Annotated in this window: 15 protein-coding genes; 13 read left to right on the top strand and 2 right to left on the bottom strand. The window is 47.5% G+C overall.

Annotated features, from left to right (window positions below; translation table 11 throughout):
- Nucleotides 1-37: 37 nt before the first annotated feature.
- Nucleotides 38-1,381: an alpha-L-fucosidase gene (locus OL444_RS28835; RefSeq protein WP_264727573.1), complete on the bottom strand. Its 1,344-nt coding sequence runs from the start codon at nt 1,379-1,381 to the stop codon at nt 38-40.
- A gap of 1,064 nt (nt 1,382-2,445) precedes the next feature.
- Between OL444_RS28835 and OL444_RS28830 the strand changes: the two genes are divergently transcribed.
- The 8 genes from OL444_RS28830 to ilvA all read left to right on the top strand — a co-directional run bounded on the left by OL444_RS28830 (nt 2,446) and on the right by ilvA (nt 12,678).
- Nucleotides 2,446-3,348, top strand: a complete 903-nt coding sequence (locus OL444_RS28830) for a sugar phosphate nucleotidyltransferase (RefSeq protein ID WP_264727575.1) — start codon at nt 2,446-2,448, stop codon at nt 3,346-3,348.
- Nucleotides 3,339-4,430: a phosphotransferase enzyme family protein gene (locus OL444_RS28825; RefSeq protein WP_264727577.1), complete on the top strand. Its 1,092-nt coding sequence runs from the start codon at nt 3,339-3,341 to the stop codon at nt 4,428-4,430. Before OL444_RS28830 ends, OL444_RS28825 begins: the two co-directional genes overlap by 10 nt.
- Nucleotides 4,431-4,948: 518 nt before the next feature.
- Nucleotides 4,949-5,851 carry a branched-chain amino acid transaminase gene (locus OL444_RS28820; RefSeq protein WP_264727579.1) on the top strand — a complete coding sequence of 301 codons (903 nt, stop codon included), beginning with the start codon at nt 4,949-4,951 and terminating at the stop codon, nt 5,849-5,851.
- A gap of 301 nt (nt 5,852-6,152) precedes the next feature.
- Nucleotides 6,153-7,832, top strand: coding sequence for a dihydroxy-acid dehydratase (gene ilvD / locus OL444_RS28815; protein ID WP_264727581.1), 1,680 nt, complete (start codon nt 6,153-6,155; stop codon nt 7,830-7,832).
- Complete coding sequence (gene ilvB / locus OL444_RS28810) at nt 7,798-9,546, top strand: biosynthetic-type acetolactate synthase large subunit (protein WP_307735011.1); 1,749 nt, start codon at nt 7,798-7,800, stop codon at nt 9,544-9,546. Before ilvD ends, ilvB begins: the two co-directional genes overlap by 35 nt.
- Nucleotides 9,547-9,595: 49 nt before the next feature.
- The gene (ilvN, locus tag OL444_RS28805; RefSeq protein ID WP_264727583.1) at nt 9,596-10,144 is read left to right on the top strand and encodes an acetolactate synthase small subunit; all 549 of its coding nucleotides are present in this window, start codon (nt 9,596-9,598) and stop codon (nt 10,142-10,144) included.
- Nucleotides 10,145-10,249: 105 nt separating this feature from the next.
- On the top strand, nt 10,250-11,293 hold the full coding sequence (ilvC, locus tag OL444_RS28800) for a ketol-acid reductoisomerase (RefSeq protein WP_264727585.1): 1,044 nt from the start codon (nt 10,250-10,252) through the stop codon (nt 11,291-11,293).
- A gap of 128 nt (nt 11,294-11,421) precedes the next feature.
- On the top strand, nt 11,422-12,678 hold the full coding sequence (ilvA, locus tag OL444_RS28795) for a threonine ammonia-lyase IlvA (RefSeq protein ID WP_264727587.1): 1,257 nt from the start codon (nt 11,422-11,424) through the stop codon (nt 12,676-12,678).
- A gap of 72 nt (nt 12,679-12,750) precedes the next feature.
- Here the strand turns inward: ilvA and OL444_RS28790 are convergent, their stop codons facing one another.
- On the bottom strand, nt 12,751-13,803 hold the full coding sequence (locus OL444_RS28790; RefSeq protein WP_264727589.1) for an NAD(P)-dependent alcohol dehydrogenase: 1,053 nt from the start codon (nt 13,801-13,803) through the stop codon (nt 12,751-12,753).
- A gap of 102 nt (nt 13,804-13,905) precedes the next feature.
- Between OL444_RS28790 and OL444_RS28785 the strand changes: the two genes are divergently transcribed.
- The 5 genes from OL444_RS28785 to OL444_RS28765 all read left to right on the top strand — a co-directional run bounded on the left by OL444_RS28785 (nt 13,906) and on the right by OL444_RS28765 (nt 21,721).
- On the top strand, nt 13,906-14,706 hold the full coding sequence (locus OL444_RS28785) for an SDR family NAD(P)-dependent oxidoreductase (protein ID WP_264727591.1): 801 nt from the start codon (nt 13,906-13,908) through the stop codon (nt 14,704-14,706).
- 24 nt (nt 14,707-14,730) lie between these two features.
- Nucleotides 14,731-15,870, top strand: a complete 1,140-nt coding sequence (locus OL444_RS28780; RefSeq protein ID WP_264727593.1) for an NAD(P)/FAD-dependent oxidoreductase — start codon at nt 14,731-14,733, stop codon at nt 15,868-15,870.
- Nucleotides 15,871-15,966: 96 nt separating this feature from the next.
- On the top strand, nt 15,967-18,363 hold the full coding sequence (locus OL444_RS28775; protein ID WP_264727594.1) for a glycoside hydrolase family 95 protein: 2,397 nt from the start codon (nt 15,967-15,969) through the stop codon (nt 18,361-18,363).
- A 159-nt stretch (nt 18,364-18,522) separates the two neighbouring features.
- Nucleotides 18,523-20,202 carry a sodium/sugar symporter gene (locus tag OL444_RS28770; protein ID WP_264727595.1) on the top strand — a complete coding sequence of 560 codons (1,680 nt, stop codon included), beginning with the start codon at nt 18,523-18,525 and terminating at the stop codon, nt 20,200-20,202.
- A 40-nt stretch (nt 20,203-20,242) separates the two neighbouring features.
- Complete coding sequence (locus OL444_RS28765) at nt 20,243-21,721, top strand: xylulokinase (protein WP_264727596.1); 1,479 nt, start codon at nt 20,243-20,245, stop codon at nt 21,719-21,721.
- Nucleotides 21,722-21,730 lie beyond the last annotated feature (9 nt).

Raw genomic sequence — 21,730 nt, 5'->3', positions numbered from 1 at the left:
TGGGAAAGCCTGATCCCGGGTGGGTCAGCGCTGTTATTTATTCGTTGTCATTGGTCAGGTAACCGCCTTTACCTCTGTACAGTTTTACCGGTTTATCCAGTTTTACCTTCAGTACGGTCACGTATTTATCCTGCACATTTTCCGGTACCTGGATGTATACCAGTCCGGGTACAGGGCTCCAGGAAATTTTACCCACAATTTTGTGGGAAAGCGGCGTACCGGTGCCCAGGGTGCTGATAGATGTGATTTTATTATCCAGACCTTTGATCACGACCTGGCCGCTGGTTTTACCAGGGAGGAACAGGTATAAGGTGGTAGAGTCTTTAGAGAGTGTGGTAGGGCCATAGAAGTGTCCCTGCGGGATACCACCGATGGTATTGAAAATACCTTCCCCGTTGCGCTGGTTCCAGGCGCCCAGTTCCTGCAGTACGGTTACCTGTTCTGCCGGAATGGTGCCATCTGCTTTAGGACCTATGTCCAGCAGGAGGTTCCCGCCATTGCTTACGGCATCCACGAAAATAGAGATCACTTCAAAAGGTGTTTTCCAGTTGGTGTCCTGTGGCTGCCAGCCCCAGTTGTCGTTGACAGTCATGCACAGTTCCCACCATTTGGCATGTGGGCGGGTTACCGGGAAGTTTTGTTCCGGTGTATCGTAGTCGCCATAACCTTGTAAGCGGCCATTGATAATGGTGTTCGGGTTATGTGTTGTCAGCATGTTACGCATTTTAGGCGCTTCCCATTCTTGGGCGGAATGTTCCCAGTCGCCATCGAACCACCATAAGTCAGGATTGAATTTCGTCATGACTTCTTTCATCTGTCCTTCGTAATAATCGAGGAAACGCTGCCACCTGGCGGGTTGTGCTTTGATATCGTACCGGCTGCTGTCTTTCAGAAACTGCGGATAATCTTTATAACTCCAGTCGATCAATGAAAAGTAAGCACCGCATTTGATGCTGTCTTTCCGTAATGCGGCATATAACGGGGTGAGCACATCTTTTTTGGCGGGTGTGCTTTTTACAACGTCGAGTTTACCAAAGCTGGTATTCCACAGGGCAACGCCATCGTGATGTTTGGTGGTCATCACGGCATAGCGGGCGCCGGAAGCTTTGATCAGATCTGCCCACGCCTGCGGATCGTAGTTGCTGGCAGTAAAGCCTTTCAGCTGCTGCATATAATCCGGGTAAGCGATTTTTTTGTTGTGGAAAGACCAGGATTCATCTATGCCTTTTACAGAATAGATACCCCAGTGAATAAAGATGCCCAGTTTGGCATCCGCAAACCACTGCATTTTTTCTTTGTTCTCAGGAAAGGTTGGTTTTTGCGCATACGAGGTTGCGTACAGCTGTGTAATACAGGCTCCCAGCACTAATAATCTTTTCATCGTTCCGTTTAATTAATCTTTAAATATTCGCTGTAAAAAGAAAGTGTGAAAATAACGGTAATGAGGAAATAAAACCAATACTTTTATCACTAATCATAGTGGTATTTATCCGCTTGCGGGCGCTTTGTTTTTTATCAGCCGGATGTGGGCGGAGCTATGGTGTGATTTTCCCTGATGGCAATAGGAGAGACAGGCTGCCATTATTCATCAGGAGCGGATGTGAGATAGGGTTGCAACAGGTGTTGAAATAATCGTTATTGTCTACTCATAAATTAATAGAAAAAAGTAAATCGTTAAGATAAAATACAAGTAAATATTTTTAGTGTGTGATTGACAATAAAAAATATAAATCAGATTTATTGCCATAGTTCTTGACATACAGATGAACACCTATTGTGTGATGAACACGTGTGTGGTATATCATTGTCTGTTGTATGTTTTATTATAATGATATGCATACTATCTTTTTTAAAACAGCATATCCTTGTTGGGGGATTACTACAGCTATCCTGACAGGAAATAATCATATGCTTATCTGGTAACCTGGCACTGATGAGAAGCCGGGTTAATTTACGCAGATAAGGCGTATTATGGGTGAGCACTATCTGCTGTAGTATAAAGCCGGGAGATGCCAGAAAATGGCAGGGAAATAAATAATATTATTTATTTTAATATATATTGATCGCTTGAATATTACGGGGGCAGACTGGAAATAAAGCCGGTTAGGGTAAGCGTAAACGTTATATACAAACTGCAGGCAAAAACGGGGAAAGTGTGTGCCACGTGGTATTCTGCCGGCTATCCCGCTTTAAAGTAAATGTCCTGCTATATTGTTTAGGCCCTGACTGTATCGCCCCTTCACTATAAAAAGGCATAAGATATTTGATTATTAATACTTATTTTGCTCCGGCAAAAAAAGACCAGTCGTTCTGCCATTAGTCAGCTTTGATCACTCGAAACCGCACGCCGATAAGGGTAAAAGCGTTAAAAATGCTTTTAATGATTAAATTTAACGCCGGTACTTTTAGCGATTTAATTGGAAATTATAAACTAACATAGACAAAATGCAACCTACTTTATTGATTTTGGCGGCCGGAATGGCCAGCCGGTACGGGAGTTTAAAGCAAATACAGCAATTTGGTCCCAGCGGCGAAACCATCATTGATTATTCTATTTACGATGCAATCAAAGCTGGTTTTGGAAAAATCGTATTCATTATCCGCAGGAATTTTGAAGCCGACTTTAAAGAAATCTTTGAACCTAAGCTGAAAGGCAGAATCGCAGTGGATTATGTATTTCAGGAAATGGATGCATTTGTAGGGGATCACGCGGTGCCTGAAGACAGAACAAAGCCATGGGGAACTGCGCATGCCATCCTGTGTGCAAAAAATGCGATCAAAGAACCATTTGCGGTAATCAACGCGGATGATTTCTATGGTACAGATTCATTTGTAAAAATGGCTGGCTTCCTGAATAATGATTGTAAACCGGACGTTTACAGCGTAGTGGGTTACGAACTGGGTAAAACCATCAGCGAACACGGTTCTGTATCCCGCGGCGTATGCGCGGTAGATGCACAGCAAAACCTGACCGCTATTAATGAGAGAACCAAAGTATACCAGGATAACGACCAGATTGTTTACGAAGAAGCAGATGGCAGCAAACATCCGCTGTCAGCTGAAACACCGGTGTCTATGAACTTCTGGGGTTTCCATCCGAGTGTATTTGACCTGAGTCAGGAATTATTCAACGAATTTCTGGAGAAAAACCTCAGCAACCCTAAAGCTGAATTCTTTATTCCGATTATTGCTGATCAATTCATCAGCCGTGGAGTAGGAAAGGTGAAAGTGTTGCCTACCAGCGCCAAATGGTTTGGAGTAACCTACAAAGAAGATGCACCGGGTGTGCAGGCCAGCTTGTCGGCTTTGGTTGATAAAGGAGAATATCCCGACAATTTATGGAAATAACACCTAATACAAAGATCCTTCAGGCTTTTGGACTTGAGCCTGAAGGATTGCATGTCCGGAAATTTGGATCAGGACACATTAACAACACTTTTCTGCTCGAAAAAAAGCAGGACGGCAGCAAATACGTTTTACAGAAAATTAATGTCAACGTATTTAAGGAACCAGGTGTGATTGCCGCCAACCAACGAATGGCAGCAGACTATCTGGCCGCGCATCATCCCGGCTATCTGTTCATTACGCCCATCCCTACTGTAGACGGGGAAGAGCTGTATGTAATGGACAACGAATACTGGCGCATGATCCCTTTTATTGCCGGTTCCGTGACGGTAGATCAGGCCGACAACCCAAAGCAGGCATTTGAGGCAGCCAAACAGTTTGGCCGCCTGGCCAGTAACCTTTCGGGTATCGATCTGAAGCCGTTTAAAGCTTCTATTCCGAACTTTCACAACCTGACTTTACGTTACAGTGCTTTTCAGGAAGCTATCCGCAACGCAAAGGACGACCGGAAAGCAGCAGCAGAAGAGATGACGGAAGCATTCCTCCGCTATTCAGACATCGCAGTAACGTATGAACAGCTGAAAACAAATCCGGAATTCAGAGACCACCTGATGCACCATGATACCAAAATCAATAACGTATTGCTGAACAAGGATACTTATGAAGGTATTTGTGTGTGCGACCTGGATACCCTGATGCCCGGAAAAATCATCTCCGACCTCGGTGATATGATACGCACCTATGTGTGTCCGGTATCCGAAGAAGAGCGAGACCTCAGCCAGATCGTTATCCGCGAAGAATACTACGAAGCCCTGATGCAGGGGTATTTGCAGGAGATTGGCGGAACTTTGACAAAAGTAGAGAAAGAACAGTTGTTCTTTGCCGGGAAGTTCATGATCTATATGCAGGGGATACGTTTTCTGACCGATTATTTAAACGGCGACATTTACTATCCCATCAAGTATCCACAACATAATTACGAACGCGCCAATAACCAACTCGTATTATTACAGCGCCTTATTGAAAAAGAAACCGTACTGCAGCAGATCATTGATAAATGCCTGCATGTCAGCGAACAAGTGTAGAACATGAACAAGAAATGAAATCATTGAGCCCGGTGTTTAACGCACCGGGCTTTTTTATGGGGGCACTGCTTTCCGGCGAAAGGATCCCCATTTTACCCGTACTGCCGGATATTTTCCATCTGAAAAAAGAAAATATTAATTCCGGATTCGTAATTCTTTAGATATTATTGCTGTAAAAGCGACTTTTTTTGAATATTTTCAAAAACGCCTTATGTGATTAATTTTTCACGAAATATTGAAGGTGTTATTGTTTTTTATTTTTTTCACGAATACTTTTGTATCGATAGTAAAATAATCACCTCCATTATGTGGGTCAACAAAGACAATATAAAACTTAATCACATCGTACCTCAGCTCAACTGGGCTATCACGAAGGTCGTGATTATTGTCGTTGTCATTATTAGCCACCACTATGGAGGATAGGTACACGTGCATATAATCGCAAGATATAACAGCCTTCCTCCGCAAAGAGGAAGGCTTTTTTTATGACTGTATTTTCCTGTTACAATTTCAATTTTATGTATAGCTATTACAACGACAACACTATTCTCTACATCAACGGTGAATTCCGTAAAGCCAGTGCAACTACTACAGACCTGTACGGCCAGTCATTACACTATGGTTACGCTGTGTTTGAAGGCATACGTGCCTACAAAACCGCCAATGGCGAAGTGAAAGTATTCAAAGCAAAAGAACACTTCGACCGTTTGCAACGTTCCTGTGAACTCATCCATATCCCTTACAAATTTAATAACGAGGAGCTCATCGCTGCTTGTTATAAAGTGTTGGAGTTAAACAATATGGAAGAAGCTTACATACGACCACTGGTGTTCTGTCCGCCTAACATGACCCTGAAAGCGGCATCTGAAGCACACATCCTCATCTGTGCCTGGGAATGGGGCGCTTACCTCGGTGAAAAACTGCTGCGGGTAATGACTTCTTCCTACGAAAGGCCCAACCCTAAAGCATTCAAGATAGAATCAAAATCGGCCGGCTTATACGTGAACTCGATATTAGCCTCCCAGGAAGCGAAAGAAAAAGGATATGATGAAGCACTCCTCCTCGATATCAATGGTTACGTTGCAGAAGGGCCCGGAGCAAACATCTTCTTCGAAAAGAACGGCAAAATTTTTACGCCTCCTCCCGGTAACATTCTCCCCGGCATCACCCGCGCTACTGTGATAGAACTTTGTCACGAACTGAATATCCCCATAGAAGAAAAACTCTTTACTACCGATGAATTGAAAGAAGCCGAAGCAGCTTTCTTCTGCGGTACTGCTGCAGAAGTAATCGGTATTGATTCACTCGATGGACAATCTTTCAGCAAACCATGGGCACAGTCGCTGGGTAAAGTACTGCAACAGGCGTATAAAGCAAGAGTACTGGAGAAAAGTTTTCAACGGGAAGCACAACTGGTATAAAATACGCAGCAGAAAGTATAAGGCTGTTGCAGTAGGTTAGGTTAACTTACCAGTGATGAAAACAAGTTAACCCTGTAACCCGCTTTATACTTTCTGCAATTATCTTTTCTCTTTGAAGGTTGTAAAACCAAAATGTTAAAAAGCTTTGTAGCAAAGGGTTTCGGCGCGCGAAGGGCAGATTTGAAGACCGGTAATTCAGCAATTCTTAGTTTGAATTTGCCCGAAGTACCCGGTAATTTGTGCAGAAGTTTTAAAATAGGATTGCTATAAACAGTTGGTAGTCCGGGTAATAATAAAAGCAATGGAATTAAATAAGTATAGCAAAACGATCACGCAAGATCCCACACAACCCGCTGCACAGGCGCAGTTGTACGGAATCGGTCTGACGGAAGAAGATTTGAAGAAAGCACAGGTAGGTATTGTCAGCATGGGATATGATGGTAATACGTGCAACATGCACCTCAACGACCTTGCAAAAGAGGTGAAACAAGGTGTCTGGAGCAACAACCTGGTCGGACTTATTTTCAATACCATCGGGGTCAGTGACGGTATCAGCAATGGTACACCCGGTATGCGTTATTCTCTTGTAAGCCGTGATCTGATTGCCGATTCTATTGAAACTGTTTGTGGTGCACAATACTACGATGCATTAATCACGGTGCCAGGCTGCGATAAAAACATGCCCGGTTCCCTGATGGCCATGGGGCGGCTGAATCGCCCGGCTATCATGGTGTACGGCGGTACGATCGCACCCGGTAAATACAAAGGCCAGGATCTCAACATCATCTCTGCTTTTGAAGCATTAGGTCAGCGAATGGCCGGCCAGCTGGATGAAGGCGATTTCAAAGGCATCATACAAAATTCCTGCCCCGGCGCAGGAGCCTGTGGTGGCATGTATACAGCCAATACGATGTCGTCTGCCATCGAAGCACTCGGCATGAGTTTACCCTACAGTTCATCCAACCCCGCCCTGAGTCAGGATAAAAAAGATGAATGCGCCGCTGCCGGCAAATACATCCGCCTGCTCCTGGAAAGAGATATTAAACCGCGTGACATCATGACGAAGAAAGCATTTGAAAATGCGATCACCGTGATCATGGCACTCGGCGGCAGCACCAACGCTGTACTGCATTTCATCGCTATCGCGAAATCAGTAGGCGTATCTGTCAGACTGGAAGATTTTCAGGAGGTAAGTGATAAAACGCCCCTGATTGCAGATCTGAAACCAAGTGGTAAATACCTCATGGAAGACCTGCATAATATCGGTGGTGTGCCACTCGTGATGAAATACCTGCTCAAACAGGGACGCCTGCACGGAGATTGTTTAACTGTTACCGGAAAAACAATTGCAGAAAACCTGGAAGATGTAGCAGACATAGATTTCAGCACGCAGGATATCATTGTGCCGCTGGAAAAACCACTGAAATCAAATGGTCACATCCAGATCCTGTATGGCAACATCGCAGAACTGGGATCCGTGGCAAAAATAACCGGTAAGGAAGGCGAACGTTTTAAAGGCCCTGCCCGCGTATTTGATGGCGAATTTGAACTCATCGCCGGCATACAATCCGGAAGAGTACAGAAAGGGGATGTGGTAGTGATCCGGCAGGTAGGCCCCAAAGGTGCGCCAGGTATGCCTGAAATGCTGAAACCTACCAGTGCCATCATGGGAGTAGGGTTAGGTAAAAGTGTAGCACTGATTACCGATGGCCGTTTCTCTGGCGGTACCCACGGTTTTGTGGTAGGACATATCACTCCGGAAGCCTTTGATGGCGGTGCGATTGGCCTCGTGAAAGACAACGACATTATTGAAATCGATGCAGTGAACAATACGATTAATGTGGAGATAAGTGAAGAGGAAATGAATGCCCGTCGCGCAGCATGGGTACAACCAGCATTAAAGGTATCCAATGGAATTCTATTTAAGTACGCAAAACTTGTAAAAAATGCAACAGAAGGATGTGTTACCGATGAAGACTGAAAAAGCTGACAAGCCATTAACGGTTAAACCTGTTATCACCGGCTCTGAAGCGGTCATCCGCTCTCTCATAGCAGAAGGCGTGGATACCATCTTTGGTTATCCTGGAGGTGCTATCATGCCTATTTATGATGCCTTGTATGACTTTCAGGATCAGGTACATCATATACTGGTAAGGCATGAACAAGGAGCTACCCATGCTGCACAGGGTTATGCCCGCAGTTCCGGCAAAGTAGGTGTGGCTTTTGCCACATCCGGACCCGGTGCTACCAACCTGGTAACAGGCCTGGCAGATGCTTACATGGACAGTACCCCGATGGTATGCATTACCGGCCAGGTGGCCGCAGCACTGTTAGGTACAGACGCTTTTCAGGAAACAGATGTTATCGGTATTACCATGCCGATCACCAAATGGAATATTCAGGTGACCCGCCCGGAAGAGATTCCCGGTGCCATGGCCAAAGCTTTTTATATTGCCCGTAGCGGCCGTCCCGGACCAGTATTGGTGGATATCACCAAAAATGCACAGTTCGGCGAGTTCGAATACGAGTATAAAAAATGTGATTACATCCGTAGTTACAGTCCTGTACCAGTGCTGAATGAAGACGCTGTATTGGATGCTGCTACGTTGATCAACAATGCAAAGAAACCTTTTATCCTGTGCGGGCATGGCGTACTGCTGGCCGGTGCAGAAAAAGAGCTGGCAGCACTGGCAGAAAAAGCACAGATACCGGTGGCTTCTACTTTGCTGGGATTATCCGCCGTACCGGTAGAACATCCGCTGTATGTAGGTATGCTGGGTATGCACGGCAATTACGGCCCGAATGTACTGACCGGCGAATGTGATGTACTCATCGCAGTAGGTATGCGTTTCGATGACCGCGTTACCGGTGATGTATCCTGTTATGCCACCAAGGCAAAAGTGATTCACATCGAAATTGATGCAGCTGAAATCAACAAGATCATCAAAGCAGATGTGGCGATACATGCAGATGCGAAAACAGCTTTGCAATCGCTGCTGCAAAAGGTACAACCTGCTGCGCATACAGAATGGATCGCGGAATTCAGAGACGCTGATAAAAAAGAATACGATAAAGTACAGCATGCGGAACTGTTTCCGCAGGAAGGTGAACTGAAAATGGCGGAAGTAATCCGTCGGATTTCAGAAAAAACCAACGGCGAAGCCGTGCTGGTAACAGACGTAGGGCAACACCAGATGGTAGCTTCCCGTTACTACCGCTTTAAAAATCCGAATACCAACATCACTTCCGGTGGTATGGGTACCATGGGATTTGCTTTGCCGGCAGCGATGGGCGCTAAAATGGGTACACCTGAAAAAGAAGTAGTCGCTATCATCGGCGATGGTTGCTTCCAGATGACATTGCAGGAACTTGGCACGATCTATCAATCACAGATAGGTGTGAAAATTGTTATCCTGAACAACAATTTCCTGGGCATGGTAAGACAATGGCAGCAGTTGTTTTTCGACAAACGCTATTCTTCCACAGAAATGGTCAACCCCGATTTTGTACAGATTGCCAAAGGATTTTTTATCCCTGGTAAAAAAGTCACAACACGGGACGATATATCCGCCGCTATTGATGAAATGCTGGCCCACCAGGGAGCATACCTGCTCGAAGTAGTCGTGGAAAAAGAAGACAACGTATTCCCCATGGTGCCGGCGGGCGCCCCTGTTTCCGCCATCAGGCTCGAGTAGCAACACGGCCCGGATTTCCTATTGATCATTTGTAATTCACAACAGGTATATGCAAAAAGAATATACAGTAACGGTATATACGGAGGATCGTATTGGTATAACTAACCGTATTACGATCATTTTTACCAGAAGAGGTATCAATATCACCAGCTTAACTACTGCGGAAACAGAGATTCCCGGCGTATTTAAATTCATCATAACGGTGATGTCTACACGTGAACAACTGGATAAGGTAGTCGGACAGATTGAAAGGCTGATAGAAATACACCGTGCCTTTGTACATGAGGAAGAAGAAGTGGTATATCAGGAACTGGCACTGTACAAAATATCTACCCGGTCACTGGATACCGGAGATATTGAAAGACTGATCCGCGACCACCAGGCACGTATCCTGACGATTACGGCTGATTACTTTGTGATCGAAAAAACAGGCCATCAGCAGGAGCTGATCGACTTTATCAAAAAACTGGAACCATACGGGCTGATTGAATATTCCAAAAGTGGCCGTGTCGCGATTGTGAAATGGAGCCGTCGTTTCCATGAACACCTGAAAGATCTGGCTGCTGTGGAAGCAGATAACCTGATCAGCAACGACTGATAACAACCACCCGGTTTTAAAAAATACGATAACAATACATTTATTCAAATCACATCACGGCTATTGGCACACTGCTGACAGCCTACAGCTAAAAAAAGACAACACATGGCAACCATCAATTTTGGAGGGGTACTCGAAGAAGTAGTAACCAGAGAAGAATTCCCTATGGAAAAAGCAAGGGAAGTGCTGAAAAACGAAGTGATTGCAGTAATCGGTTATGGCGTACAAGGTCCCGGACAGGCCTTAAACCTGAAAGACAATGGCTTTAACGTTATTGTTGGTCAGCGTAAAAATTCCAAAACCTGGGATAAAGCAGTCGCTGATGGCTGGGTTCCTGGAGAAACTTTATTTGACATTGAAGAAGCCGCTGCAAAAGGTACGATCATTCAGTTCCTGCTCTCCGATGCCGGACAGATCACCCTGTGGCCTACCCTGCAAAAACACCTCACTCCTGGTAAAGCCCTGTACTTCTCCCATGGATTTGGTATCACGTATAAAGAACAGACAGGCATTATTCCTTCAGCTGATATTGATGTGATTCTGGTAGCGCCAAAAGGTTCCGGTACTTCTTTACGTCGCCTCTTCCTGGCTGGTCAGGGTCTGAACTCCAGCTTTGCTATTTTCCAGGATGCTACCGGCCGTGCTAAAGAACGTGCAGTAGCGCTGGGTATCGGCGTAGGTTCCGGTTACCTCTTCGAAACAGATTTCAAAAAAGAAGTATTCTCCGATCTGACCGGCGAACGCGGCTCTCTGATGGGTTGTATCCAGGGTATATTCGCAGCACAATACGAAACACTGCGTAAGAATGGCCACTCTCCATCTGAAGCTTTCAACGAAACAGTAGAAGAACTCACACAGTCACTCATGCCACTGGTAGCAGAAAATGGTATGGACTGGATGTATGCTAACTGTTCTACTACTGCACAGCGTGGTGCACTCGACTGGTGGAAAAAATTCAGAGACGCTACACAACCGGTATTTGATGAACTGTACAACAGCGTAGCTACCGGTAAAGAAGCCGCGCGTTCTATTGCTTCCAACAGTACCGCTGATTACCGCGAGAAACTGAACGAAGAACTGAAAGAACTCCGCGAAAGCGAAATGTGGCAGGCTGGTGCGGCTGTACGTAAGCTGCGCCCTAATGCGTAACAAATAGATTACGAATAATAAATCAAGCATTACGCCTTTCCCGGAAAATCAGGGTCGATCATCGCCATATAGATCTTCTGGGAAAGGCGTAGTGCTGAGTGTTCGGTTCGTAATGCAAAAAATCAGATATGTCTCCCAATATAACAGAAGTCAGCTCCCTGAACATCCTGGATGCAGCTGTGAAACTGAAGCCGGTGGTGATACGCACCCCGCTTACCTATAGCGCTACGCTATCCCGGCGCTATCATTGTGATGTGTTCCTGAAACGGGAAGATATGCAGATTGTACGCTCCTATAAACTAAGGGGCGCCTATAACCTGATCAGCAGCCTGCCTGCAGCCGTATTACAGAAAGGCGTAACCTGCGCCAGTGCAGGTAACCATGCACAGGGCTTTGCCTATGCCTGTAAAGCCATGAATATTAAAGGCGTGGTATTTATGCCGATTATTACGCCTAAACAGAAAGTAAATCAGGTGAGTATGTTCGGCGGCGATCATATTGAAATCCGCCTTGTTGGAGATACATTCGATGACTGTGCTGCAGAAGCACAGGCATTTACCATCACAAGCGGGATGACTTTTATTCCACCGTTTGACAACACTAAAATTATTGAAGGGCAGGGAACCGTAGCGGTAGAAATACTGGAAGATCAGTCAGGTATTGATTACCTGTTTGTGCCGGTAGGTGGCGGTGGTCTCGCAGCCGGTACCGGTACCTATTTCAGAACTTACAGCCCTAAAACAAAAGTAATCGGCATCGAGCCGGAAGGCGCGCCTTCTATGTCGCGCGCACTGGACAGCGGCGGCCCTGTTACCCTGAACGAAATAGAACGGTTTGTAGATGGCGCAGCGGTAAAAAGAGTGGGCACCCTCAACTACGAAATATGCCGGGAAGTACTGGATAAAATGCATCTCGTACCGGAAGGGAAGGTGTGTTCCACGATCCTGAAATTATATAACGAAGATGCCATCGTTGTAGAGCCGGCCGGTGCTTTATCGATTGCGGCACTCGACGATTTTGCAGATGAAATCAGGGGAAAGAAAGTGGTGTGTGTGATCAGCGGCAGCAACAACGATATTGATCGCATGCAGGAGATCAAAGAACGGTCACTGCTATACGAAGGATTGAAACATTATTTCATTGTACGCTTTGCACAGCGGCCGGGTGCCCTGCGGGAATTCGTTAACCATATTCTGGGGCCCAACGACGATATCACCCGGTTTGAATATATTCAGAAACATAATAAAGAAACAGGTCCGGCACTGGTGGGAATAGAATTGAAATTCCGGGAAGATTATGATAAACTGATTGAGAATTTCCGCAAATACAATTTCCATTATACAGAACTGAATAAAGATGATAATCTCTTTGGTTACCTGGTATAAGCTTCCTTTGTAACAGGAACATAAAAAAGCAACAGCATATCGCTGTTGCTTTTTTTTATAAAAGAGATGTACCTAGCTTTTCTTCAGGCTGGCAATATCTATCACAAACCGGTATTTCACATCGCCTTTTAACATGCGTTCATAGGCGTCGTTAATATCCTGGATGTTGATAACTTCCACATCGCTGACAATGTTGTGCTCCGCGCAGTAGTCCAGCATTTCCTGTGTTTCACGGATACCGCCGATCAATGAACCGGCAATACTCCGGCGACCTGTAATGAGATTGAATGCAGGTACGGCAGAAGGCACCGGTGGTGCCCCCAGGCAAATCATGGTACCATCCAGGTTGAGCAGGTTCAGGAAGGTGCTGTATTCGTGTGGAGCAGAAACCGTGTTGATGATAAAGTCGAAACGGCCACGCAATTCTTTCAGCTTCGCCTTGTCGTTGATCAGGGCAAAATGATGCGCCCCCAGTCTTCTGGCATCGGCCTCCTTGGAAGGAGACGTACTTAACATCGTTACTTCTGCACCAAAAGAGGCGGCCAGTTTTACGGCCATATGACCCAGTCCGCCCAGTCCCAGTACGGCTACTTTATGGCCTTTACCTACCTTCCAGTGACGCAGCGGAGAGAAAGTAGTAATACCGGCACACAACAGCGGCGCAACCCCTTCCAGCGGCAATTTGTCGGATATCTTCAGCGTGTATTTTTCGTCGGTGACAATGTCAGTGGAATAACCACCATAGGTCAGTGTCTTACGATCCATTTCATAGCTGTTGTAAGTGCCGGCGTTACCAGGTACACAGTATTGTTCTTCTCCGGCTTTGCAGGGATCACATTCCCGGCAGGAGTCTACAAAACAACCAATACCAGCCAGGTCGCCCACCTTGAAACGGGTTACATGCGCTCCTACTTTGGTGACACGGCCTACAATTTCGTGACCGGGTACCATCGGGTAGATAGAGTCTTTCCATTCATTCCTTACCTGATGTAAATCGGAGTGACATACCCCACAGTATAGAATGTCTATTTGCACATCATGCGGACCTACTTCCCTTCTTTCAAAATTCCAGGGTCCCAGGGGAGTGGTGGCATTTTGTGCTGCATAAGCCTTGGTTGCAATCATGGTGTAAATATTTTGTTCCGAAGCTACGTAATTTGTGCGATTGATCCGTAAGCAGGAATTTCCCTACATTAGGGAATCATTCAGGATTAAATTAAACGGTATATGGAATCAGGATTAAAGGGAAAGGTAGCCATTGTAACCGGTGGCAGCAAAGGCATCGGTGAAGCGATTGCCTCCGCATTATGGCAGGAAGGGGCAGCCGTGGTGATAACGGCGCGTAATGCGGCAGAAGTGGAAGCAACGGCGGCGAAGATGCGGGAAGCAGGCGGAAAAGTATTGGCGGTAGTAGCAGACATGACAAAAGAAACAGACCTGCAACAGCTGGTAACGGCTACCATACAGGAGTTTGGTCGTATAGATATACTGGTGAACAACGCAGGCATCATCGATACCTTTGGGCCTGTGGATACCATTACGGTGGCACAGTGGCGCTGGATCTTTGAAGTGAATGTATTTGGCGTGGTGGCGCTGACAAACCTGGTCATTCCCTATATGCAACAACAGGGAGGCGGCAGAATCATCAACATCTCCTCAGAAAATGCGGAGCAGCCAGACCCGATGATGGTACATTACAACGCTACCAAAGCGGCGTTGAATAACTATAGTAAAACCTTATCCAAAGCCTGGGGCAAGGATAACATCCTGGTAAATACCGTATCACCGGCATTTATCAAAACACCGCTGGTAGATGATTTGCTGGAAGGAATAGCCAAAGAAAAGCAGCTCACCGTAGCGGAGGCGGCAAAGCAATTCCTGAAAGAAAACCGTCCGAATCAGGTATTGGGCCGGCCGGGATTACCGGAAGAAACCGCCGGAATCGTGGTGTTCCTGGCAGGCGCACAGGCTGGTTTTATCACCGGCGGCGTATTCAGGGTAGACGGAGGTTCAGTAGGAACGGTATAAATCTGTCATCTATAAATCTGCAACATGCTTAGCTACTGGGAACAACAAAGTCTATTACAATATGACTATATCATTATAGGAAGTGGTATCGTAGGATTATCCACAGCTATCAGCCTGAAAGAAAGAGAACCGCGTGCACGCGTGCTGGTATTGGAAAGAGAGGTGTTGCCTACCGGCGCCAGTTCCAAAAATGCCGGCTTTGCCTGCATCGGCAGCCTCACGGAAATACTGGCCGATCTGCAAACGATGTCGACAGAAGAAGTGTTGAACCTGGTAGCCATGCGTATGGCCGGGTTACGGTTGTTGCGGAATCGTTTGGGAGATGACCGGATCGGATATCGTGAAAATGGAAGCTATGAGCTGATAGGAGTGCACGAGGAATGGGCACTCAACGAGCTGGAGGCGGTGAACCGTACGCTGGGGGATCTCTTTGACGAACAGCCGGCATTTAGTTTGGCCAATGAAAAAATAAATACGTTCGGCTTTGCCGGCAAACAGGTAAAGGCCCTTATCCGCAACCATTTTGAAGGGGAGCTGCATACCGGAAAAATGTTACGCACCCTGATCGATAAAGCCATTGCCAGCGGAGTGGAAATCAAAACCGGTTGCCCGGTCACCCATATAGAAGATTTTCATACAGTCGTTAACGTGGTAGTACCTCATCAGCTGCTCAAAGAAGATATCATCTTCACCTGTCGTAAACTACTGGTATGTACCAACGCTTTTACCCGGCAGCTGCTGCCCACGGAAGAAGTGATACCGGGCAGGGGACAGGTGCTGATTACTGCTCCGGTGAAGGACTTACGGTTTAAAGGCATCTTTCATCTGGAAGAAGGGTATTACTATTTCCGGGAAGTGGATGGCCGCGTATTGCTGGGAGGCGGGCGTCAGCTGGACTTTGCCGGCGAAACGTCGGTAGATTTTGTCTTCAATGACCGCATCCAGCACGAATTGGAAACATTATTAAGGACCCTGATCCTGCCGGACCAGCCTTTTACCATCGAAAGCCGGTGGACAGGTATCATGGCGTTTGGTCCTACCAAAAAACCGATCGTACGTGCGTACACCGATAATATTATATTGGGTGTACGGATGGGAGGTATGGGCGTTGCCATTGGCTCCATGATCGGAGAGAAACTCGCCGTGATGGCTACTGAAGCATAAATACTGATAGCATTGCGTTGAATATTGATATTATCTTATAGCCCCCCTTGTGAACCGGATATCTGTTGCGTATATTTAGGGCTGATCATTCCCGTTATGAAACATACACTGCATGTCCTGCTGCTATCGCTGCTGTCATGGGGAGCTGCTGCCCAGCTTCCTGCTCCGTTGAAATTATGGTATACTGCGCCCGCTGCAAAGTGGATGGAAGCCTTGCCCGTAGGTAATGGCCGCCTGGGCGCCATGGTGTACGGACATCCGCAGGCAGAGATCATCCAGATAAATGAACAAACCCTGTGGGGCGGTACCCCATACAACGACGCCAATCCGAACAGTCTGCGGGTATTGGATAGTGTCAGAAGTCTTTTGTTTGCCGGCAAACCGGCTGCAGCCCAGCAACTGGCCACCCCCAATATGGTGGCAGTAAATGCGGAAAACAGCGATCAGCTGGCTGCCCGCTTCCGGTCCTATCAGACCCTCATGAACCTGCATATACGTTATGGCGATCGCCCTATCAGTGCCTATAAACGGGAGCTGGACCTGACAACAGGTGTGGCGGTGAGTCGTTTTACCACTGACGGGGTTACCTATACCCAGGAAGTATTTGCCTCAGCGCCGGCCAATGTGATCGTCGTGAAAGTAAAAGCTGATAAGCCGCGCAGGCTGCAGGCCGTGTTATACCTGGATCGTCCGGATACAAAAGATACCCTGGTTCGTTATAAAGATGCGACTACCACCGTGTGGGAGGGCAATAAATTATTACTGCAGGGACAAATCCAGGATATGCAGGAAAAAGAAAACCGGGGTCCGGTAGGTAAACATATGCGTTTCGCGGGTGTGGTGACGGTGCAGCAACAAGGCGGCCGCTTACAGGCATCCGGCGATAGCCTGGTGGTAACCGCTGCAGATGAGCTGGTACTGTTTATTGACGGGGCTACCAACTACAATGCGCCAAAGCTCTCACTGGATGAACTCGTATCGCCGGTAGCTGTATTGCAGCAGGCCATAAAAAAGTATAGCCAACTCCGTTACGACCAGCTGAAAGCAGCCCATATCAAAGACCACAGTGCTTTCATGAACCGGGTTACTTTCTCTCTGGCAGATACCACTACAGACAAACCTACTGATGCAAGACTGGCTGCCGTAAAACAAGGCGCCTACGATGCTCACCTGACCATGTTGCTGTTCCAGTATGGCCGTTACCTGCTGCTGGGCAGTTCCCGGCGGCCGGGTGTATTGCCTGCCAATCTGCAGGGCATCTGGAACAATCATATCAATGCCCCCTGGGAATCTGATTTCCATACCAACATTAACCTGCAGATGAATTACTGGCAGGCGGAATCAGGCAACCTGCCGGAAACCGTGGCGCCACTGAGTGCTTTTATGAGCCGCATCCGGGAGCAGGGGCGTATCACTGCCCGCAAAATGTATGGCGCCCGGGGCTGGGTAATGCACCATGCCACCGATGCTTTCGGTAAAACAGGCCTGCAGAACCAGATGTATTATGGTACCTTCCCCATGGCCAGCGCCTGGATGTGTATGCACCTGTGGGATCACTATGATTTTACGCGCAACCGTCGTTATCTGGCAGATACTGCCTACCCCATCATGCATGAACATGCCCTCTTTATCAAAGATTTTCTGGTAAAAGGACCCGAAGGATACCTGGTAACCGCGCCGGCCTATTCACCGGAGAACTGGTATAAAGACCCGGCCACGGGTGAAGCGCAATCGCTCACCTATGGCCCCACGATGGATAACCAGATCATCCGGGAATTTCTGGAACGCTATATAACGGCAGCGCATATACTGAAAAAAGATGTGGCTTTTGCCGACAGTATGCAGCAGGTGATGGCACAGCTGCCGCCTACCCGCCTGGGTAAGGATGGCCGTATCCTGGAATGGATAAAGCCTTATGAAGAAGAAGATCCGGGGCACCGGCATATATCGCACCTCTTTAGCCTGTATCCGGGTACTGGTATTAATGCGGCTACACCGGCATTATTTGCCGGCGCCCGCGCCACCCTGGCCTATCGTTTAGCCCACGGCGGCGGACATACCGGCTGGAGCCGCGCCTGGATCATTAATTTCTATGCCCGCCTGAAAGATGGGGAAAAAGTATTTGAAAATATACAGGCCCTCTTTCGGAAATCTATCTATACCAATTTATTTGATGACCACCCGCCCTTTCAGATAGATGGTAATTTCGGCAGTGCCGCCGGGATAACAGAAGCGTTGCTGCAAAGCGGCCGGGAAGGCATTGAATTACTGCCTGCACTGCCGGCAGCCTGGCAGGAGGGAGCTATAAAGGGTATCCGGGCGCGCGGGGGCTTTGAAGTAGATATTGCCTGGAAAAATAACCGGCTGACCCGGGCGGCCATCAGGTCCTTCACCGGGGAGCCGGTAACGGTCACGTATAAAGGAAAATCTGTGGTGGTGCAACCCGCCAAAGGGGCCGTAGTACAGGTGGCGCAGCAGCTGGGTATACAATAGTCAGGAGGTAGTAACGTTTTATAACGGACATCCGGTAAGCGGGTGGTATAAGGCTAATGGGAGATGTTTTTTCCGGTTTGAAAAAATTGTAAGCGTATTTTATACATTTATTCACTATATTGATTCGCCAAAATTTTTATATCAACACGTTTCAACGTTATGCAACCAAACTCCTTACACTATTTTGACTACCTGGTATTCCTGGTATATTTTGTAATTGTAGCCGGTTACGGTTACTACATCTATAACCGGAAGAAGAAGGCAACGACCGATTCCAAAGACTTCTTCCTCGCGGAAGGTTCGCTGACCTGGTGGGCTATTGGTGCGTCATTGATCGCATCCAATATCTCGGCAGAACAGTTTATCGGGATGTCCGGCAGTGGCTTTAATATAGGTCTTGCCATTTCTACTTATGAATGGATGGCGGCAGCCACCCTGATTGTAGTAGCGATCTTTTTCCTCCCTATCTATTTAAAAAATAAGATCTATACCATGCCCCAGTTTCTGGAACGCAGGTATAATCAAACGGTGAGTACCATCATGGCGGTTTTCTGGCTGCTGTTATATGTGGTGGTAAACCTCACTTCCATCCTGTATCTCGGGGCGTTGGCCATCACCACCATCTCCGGTATTAACTTCTACGTGTGTATGGTCGCACTGGCCTTTTTGGCCATCCTGATTACACTGGGGGGGATGAAGGTAATCGGGTATACAGATGTGATCCAGGTGTTTTTCCTCATCCTCGGCGGATTGGCCACTACTTACCTGGCCCTCGGCCTGGTATCCAAACATTTTGGCGGCAGTGGCGTGGCACAAGGCTTTAAGCTGCTGACAGAACATGCCAGTGATCACTTTCATATGATCCTGCAGCGCGATAATCCGAAATACCTGGACCTGCCGGGACTAAGTGTACTGATTGGCGGTATGTGGATTGTAAACCTCAACTACTGGGGATGTAACCAATACATCACGCAACGTGCGCTGGGAGCGGATCTGAAGACAGCGCGCAGCGGCTTGCTGTTTGCCGGATTCCTGAAATTGCTGATGCCTGTGATCGTAGTATTACCCGGGATTGCTGCCTATGTACTGCACAAGGAAGGATTATACCACCAGGAAATGCTGAAAGATGGCAGCCTGAATCCGGATAACGCCTATCCCGTATTACTGAATCTCTTGCCGTCAGGACTGAAGGGTCTGGCTTTTGCGGCGCTCACCGCAGCGGTAGTAGCCTCATTAGCCGGTAAAGCCAATAGTATTTCCACTATTTTCTCCCTGGATATCTACAAGAAAATTTATAACAAAGATGCCGATGAGAAAAAGGTGGTAGGCGTAGGCCGTACCGTAGTGATTGTGACGATGATCATAGCGATTGTTATTTCCAACTTCCTTGGCATCGATAAAAAAGGTGGTTTTCAGTTCATCCAGGAATATACCGGCTTTGTTTCTCCTGGTGTATTCGCCATGTTTACCATGGGCTTTTTCTGGAAACGCACGACTTCCAGTGCAGCACTCTTTGGTATGATCGGTGGTTTGTTGCTGTCATTCCTCCTGAAATTTATGCCAGGATGGGTAAACCTGGAACCATTGAGCCAGATTGGCTTTGCAGCTTTAAACCCGGATAGCGGTTTGTGGGAAATGGCATTCATCGACCGGATGGGCGTGGTGTTTGTCATCTGTGTTATCGGCATGGTGATCATCTCGCTGGCAGATAAGAAAAGTATTAACAATCCGAAAGGCCTGGCCATCGACAGCAGTATGTTTAAACCCAACCTGGGCTTTACCGTAGGCGCCTTGCTGATCACAGGAATACTGATTGCATTATATACTGTTTTCTGGTAACCGATTACCAGCCAGATTTTTTAAAACGTAATAGTTTTGTATGTATTTCATCGGTTATGATATTGGTTCTTCTGCTATCAAAGCAGCCCTGCTGCAGGCGGATACCGGTAGCTGCATAGCCGCTGCCACCAGCCCGGAACGCGAAATGCCCATACAGGTACAACAACCCGGATGGGCAGAACAGGAGCCGGAAAGCTGGTGGCAGGAAGTCATACACGCCACCCGGCTGTTGCAGCAGCAATACCCGTTTGATCCTGCACAGGTAAAAGGCATCGGCATCGCTTATCAGATGCATGGTCTGGTATGTGTAGACCATCAGCAACAGGTGCTGCGCCCGGCCATTATCTGGTGCGACAGCCGGGCGGTAAACACTGGCGAACAAGCCTTGCAGGCATTGGGCGCCGACTACTGTTTATCACATCTGCTGAATGCACCCGGCAACTTCACCGCAGCAAAGCTGCGCTGGGTGCAGGAAAATGAACCACCTATTTATGAACGTATTCACCGGGTCATGTTACCCGGTGATTTTATTGCCATGAAACTTACCGGAGAGGCCACCACCACGGTATCCGGTTTGTCAGAAGGCATCTGCTGGGACTATCTGCATCAGCAGGTAGCACATCCCTTACTGCATTATTTTCAGATAGATGAACAACTGTTATCCCCCATCGTGCCTACGTTTGGGATACAGGGATATGTTACCGCAACGGCTGCCGCCGCACTGGGACTGGCTCCCGGCACACCGGTTACCTACCGGGCCGGCGATCAGCCCAACAATGCCTTCTCCCTGCAGGTAATGCAGCCCGGAGAGGCAGCAGCTACCGCCGGCACTTCCGGAGTGGTATATGCGGTACATGATAAAAATACCACCGACCCGCAAAGCCGGGTCAATACTTTTGTACATGTAAATAATGACATCACACATACCCGCAATGGTGTGCTGATGTGTTTGAACGGAACGGGTATTGCCAACAGCTGGCTTAAAAATATACTGGGAGATGTTACCTATCCGGCTATGAATGACATCGCTGCGGCTGCACCGCCCGGTGCCGGCGGCATACAGCTGTTTCCGTTTGGCAACGGCGCCGAACGGATACTGGGCAATAAAAGTATAGGCGCTACCGTGAGTGGATTGGATTTCAACCGGCATAACCGTGCGCACCTGTTAAGAGCTGTACAGGAAGGCATCGCCTTCGGACTACATTATGGAATGGGGATCATGCGGGAAATGGGATTGGATATACACCGCGTACGGGCAGGTCATGCCAATATGTTTTTGAGTCCTTTATTCTGTGAAGTATTTGCCAATACAACTGGCGTAAGCATTGAATTATTTAATACAGACGGTGCGCAGGGCGCCGCCCGGGGCGCTGCTATCGGCGCCGGGAATATCACGCCGGAACAGGCTTTCCGGGGTATGCACCGGAAAGCGGTAGTAGAACCGGTAGCCGCGTTGCAGGCGCAGTACCGCGATATTTACGGGAACTGGCTGCAAAGACTGTCCGCCCTGCCCGACTAACGGAAAAGA

Origin of the sequence: Chitinophaga nivalis (assembly GCF_025989125.1) — a bacterium.
In the GTDB taxonomy this organism is placed as follows: Bacteria; Bacteroidota; Bacteroidia; order Chitinophagales; family Chitinophagaceae; genus Chitinophaga; species Chitinophaga nivalis.
Note: the sequence above shows the minus strand (reverse complement) of the source record. Positions and strands in the feature narration are given on the sequence as shown.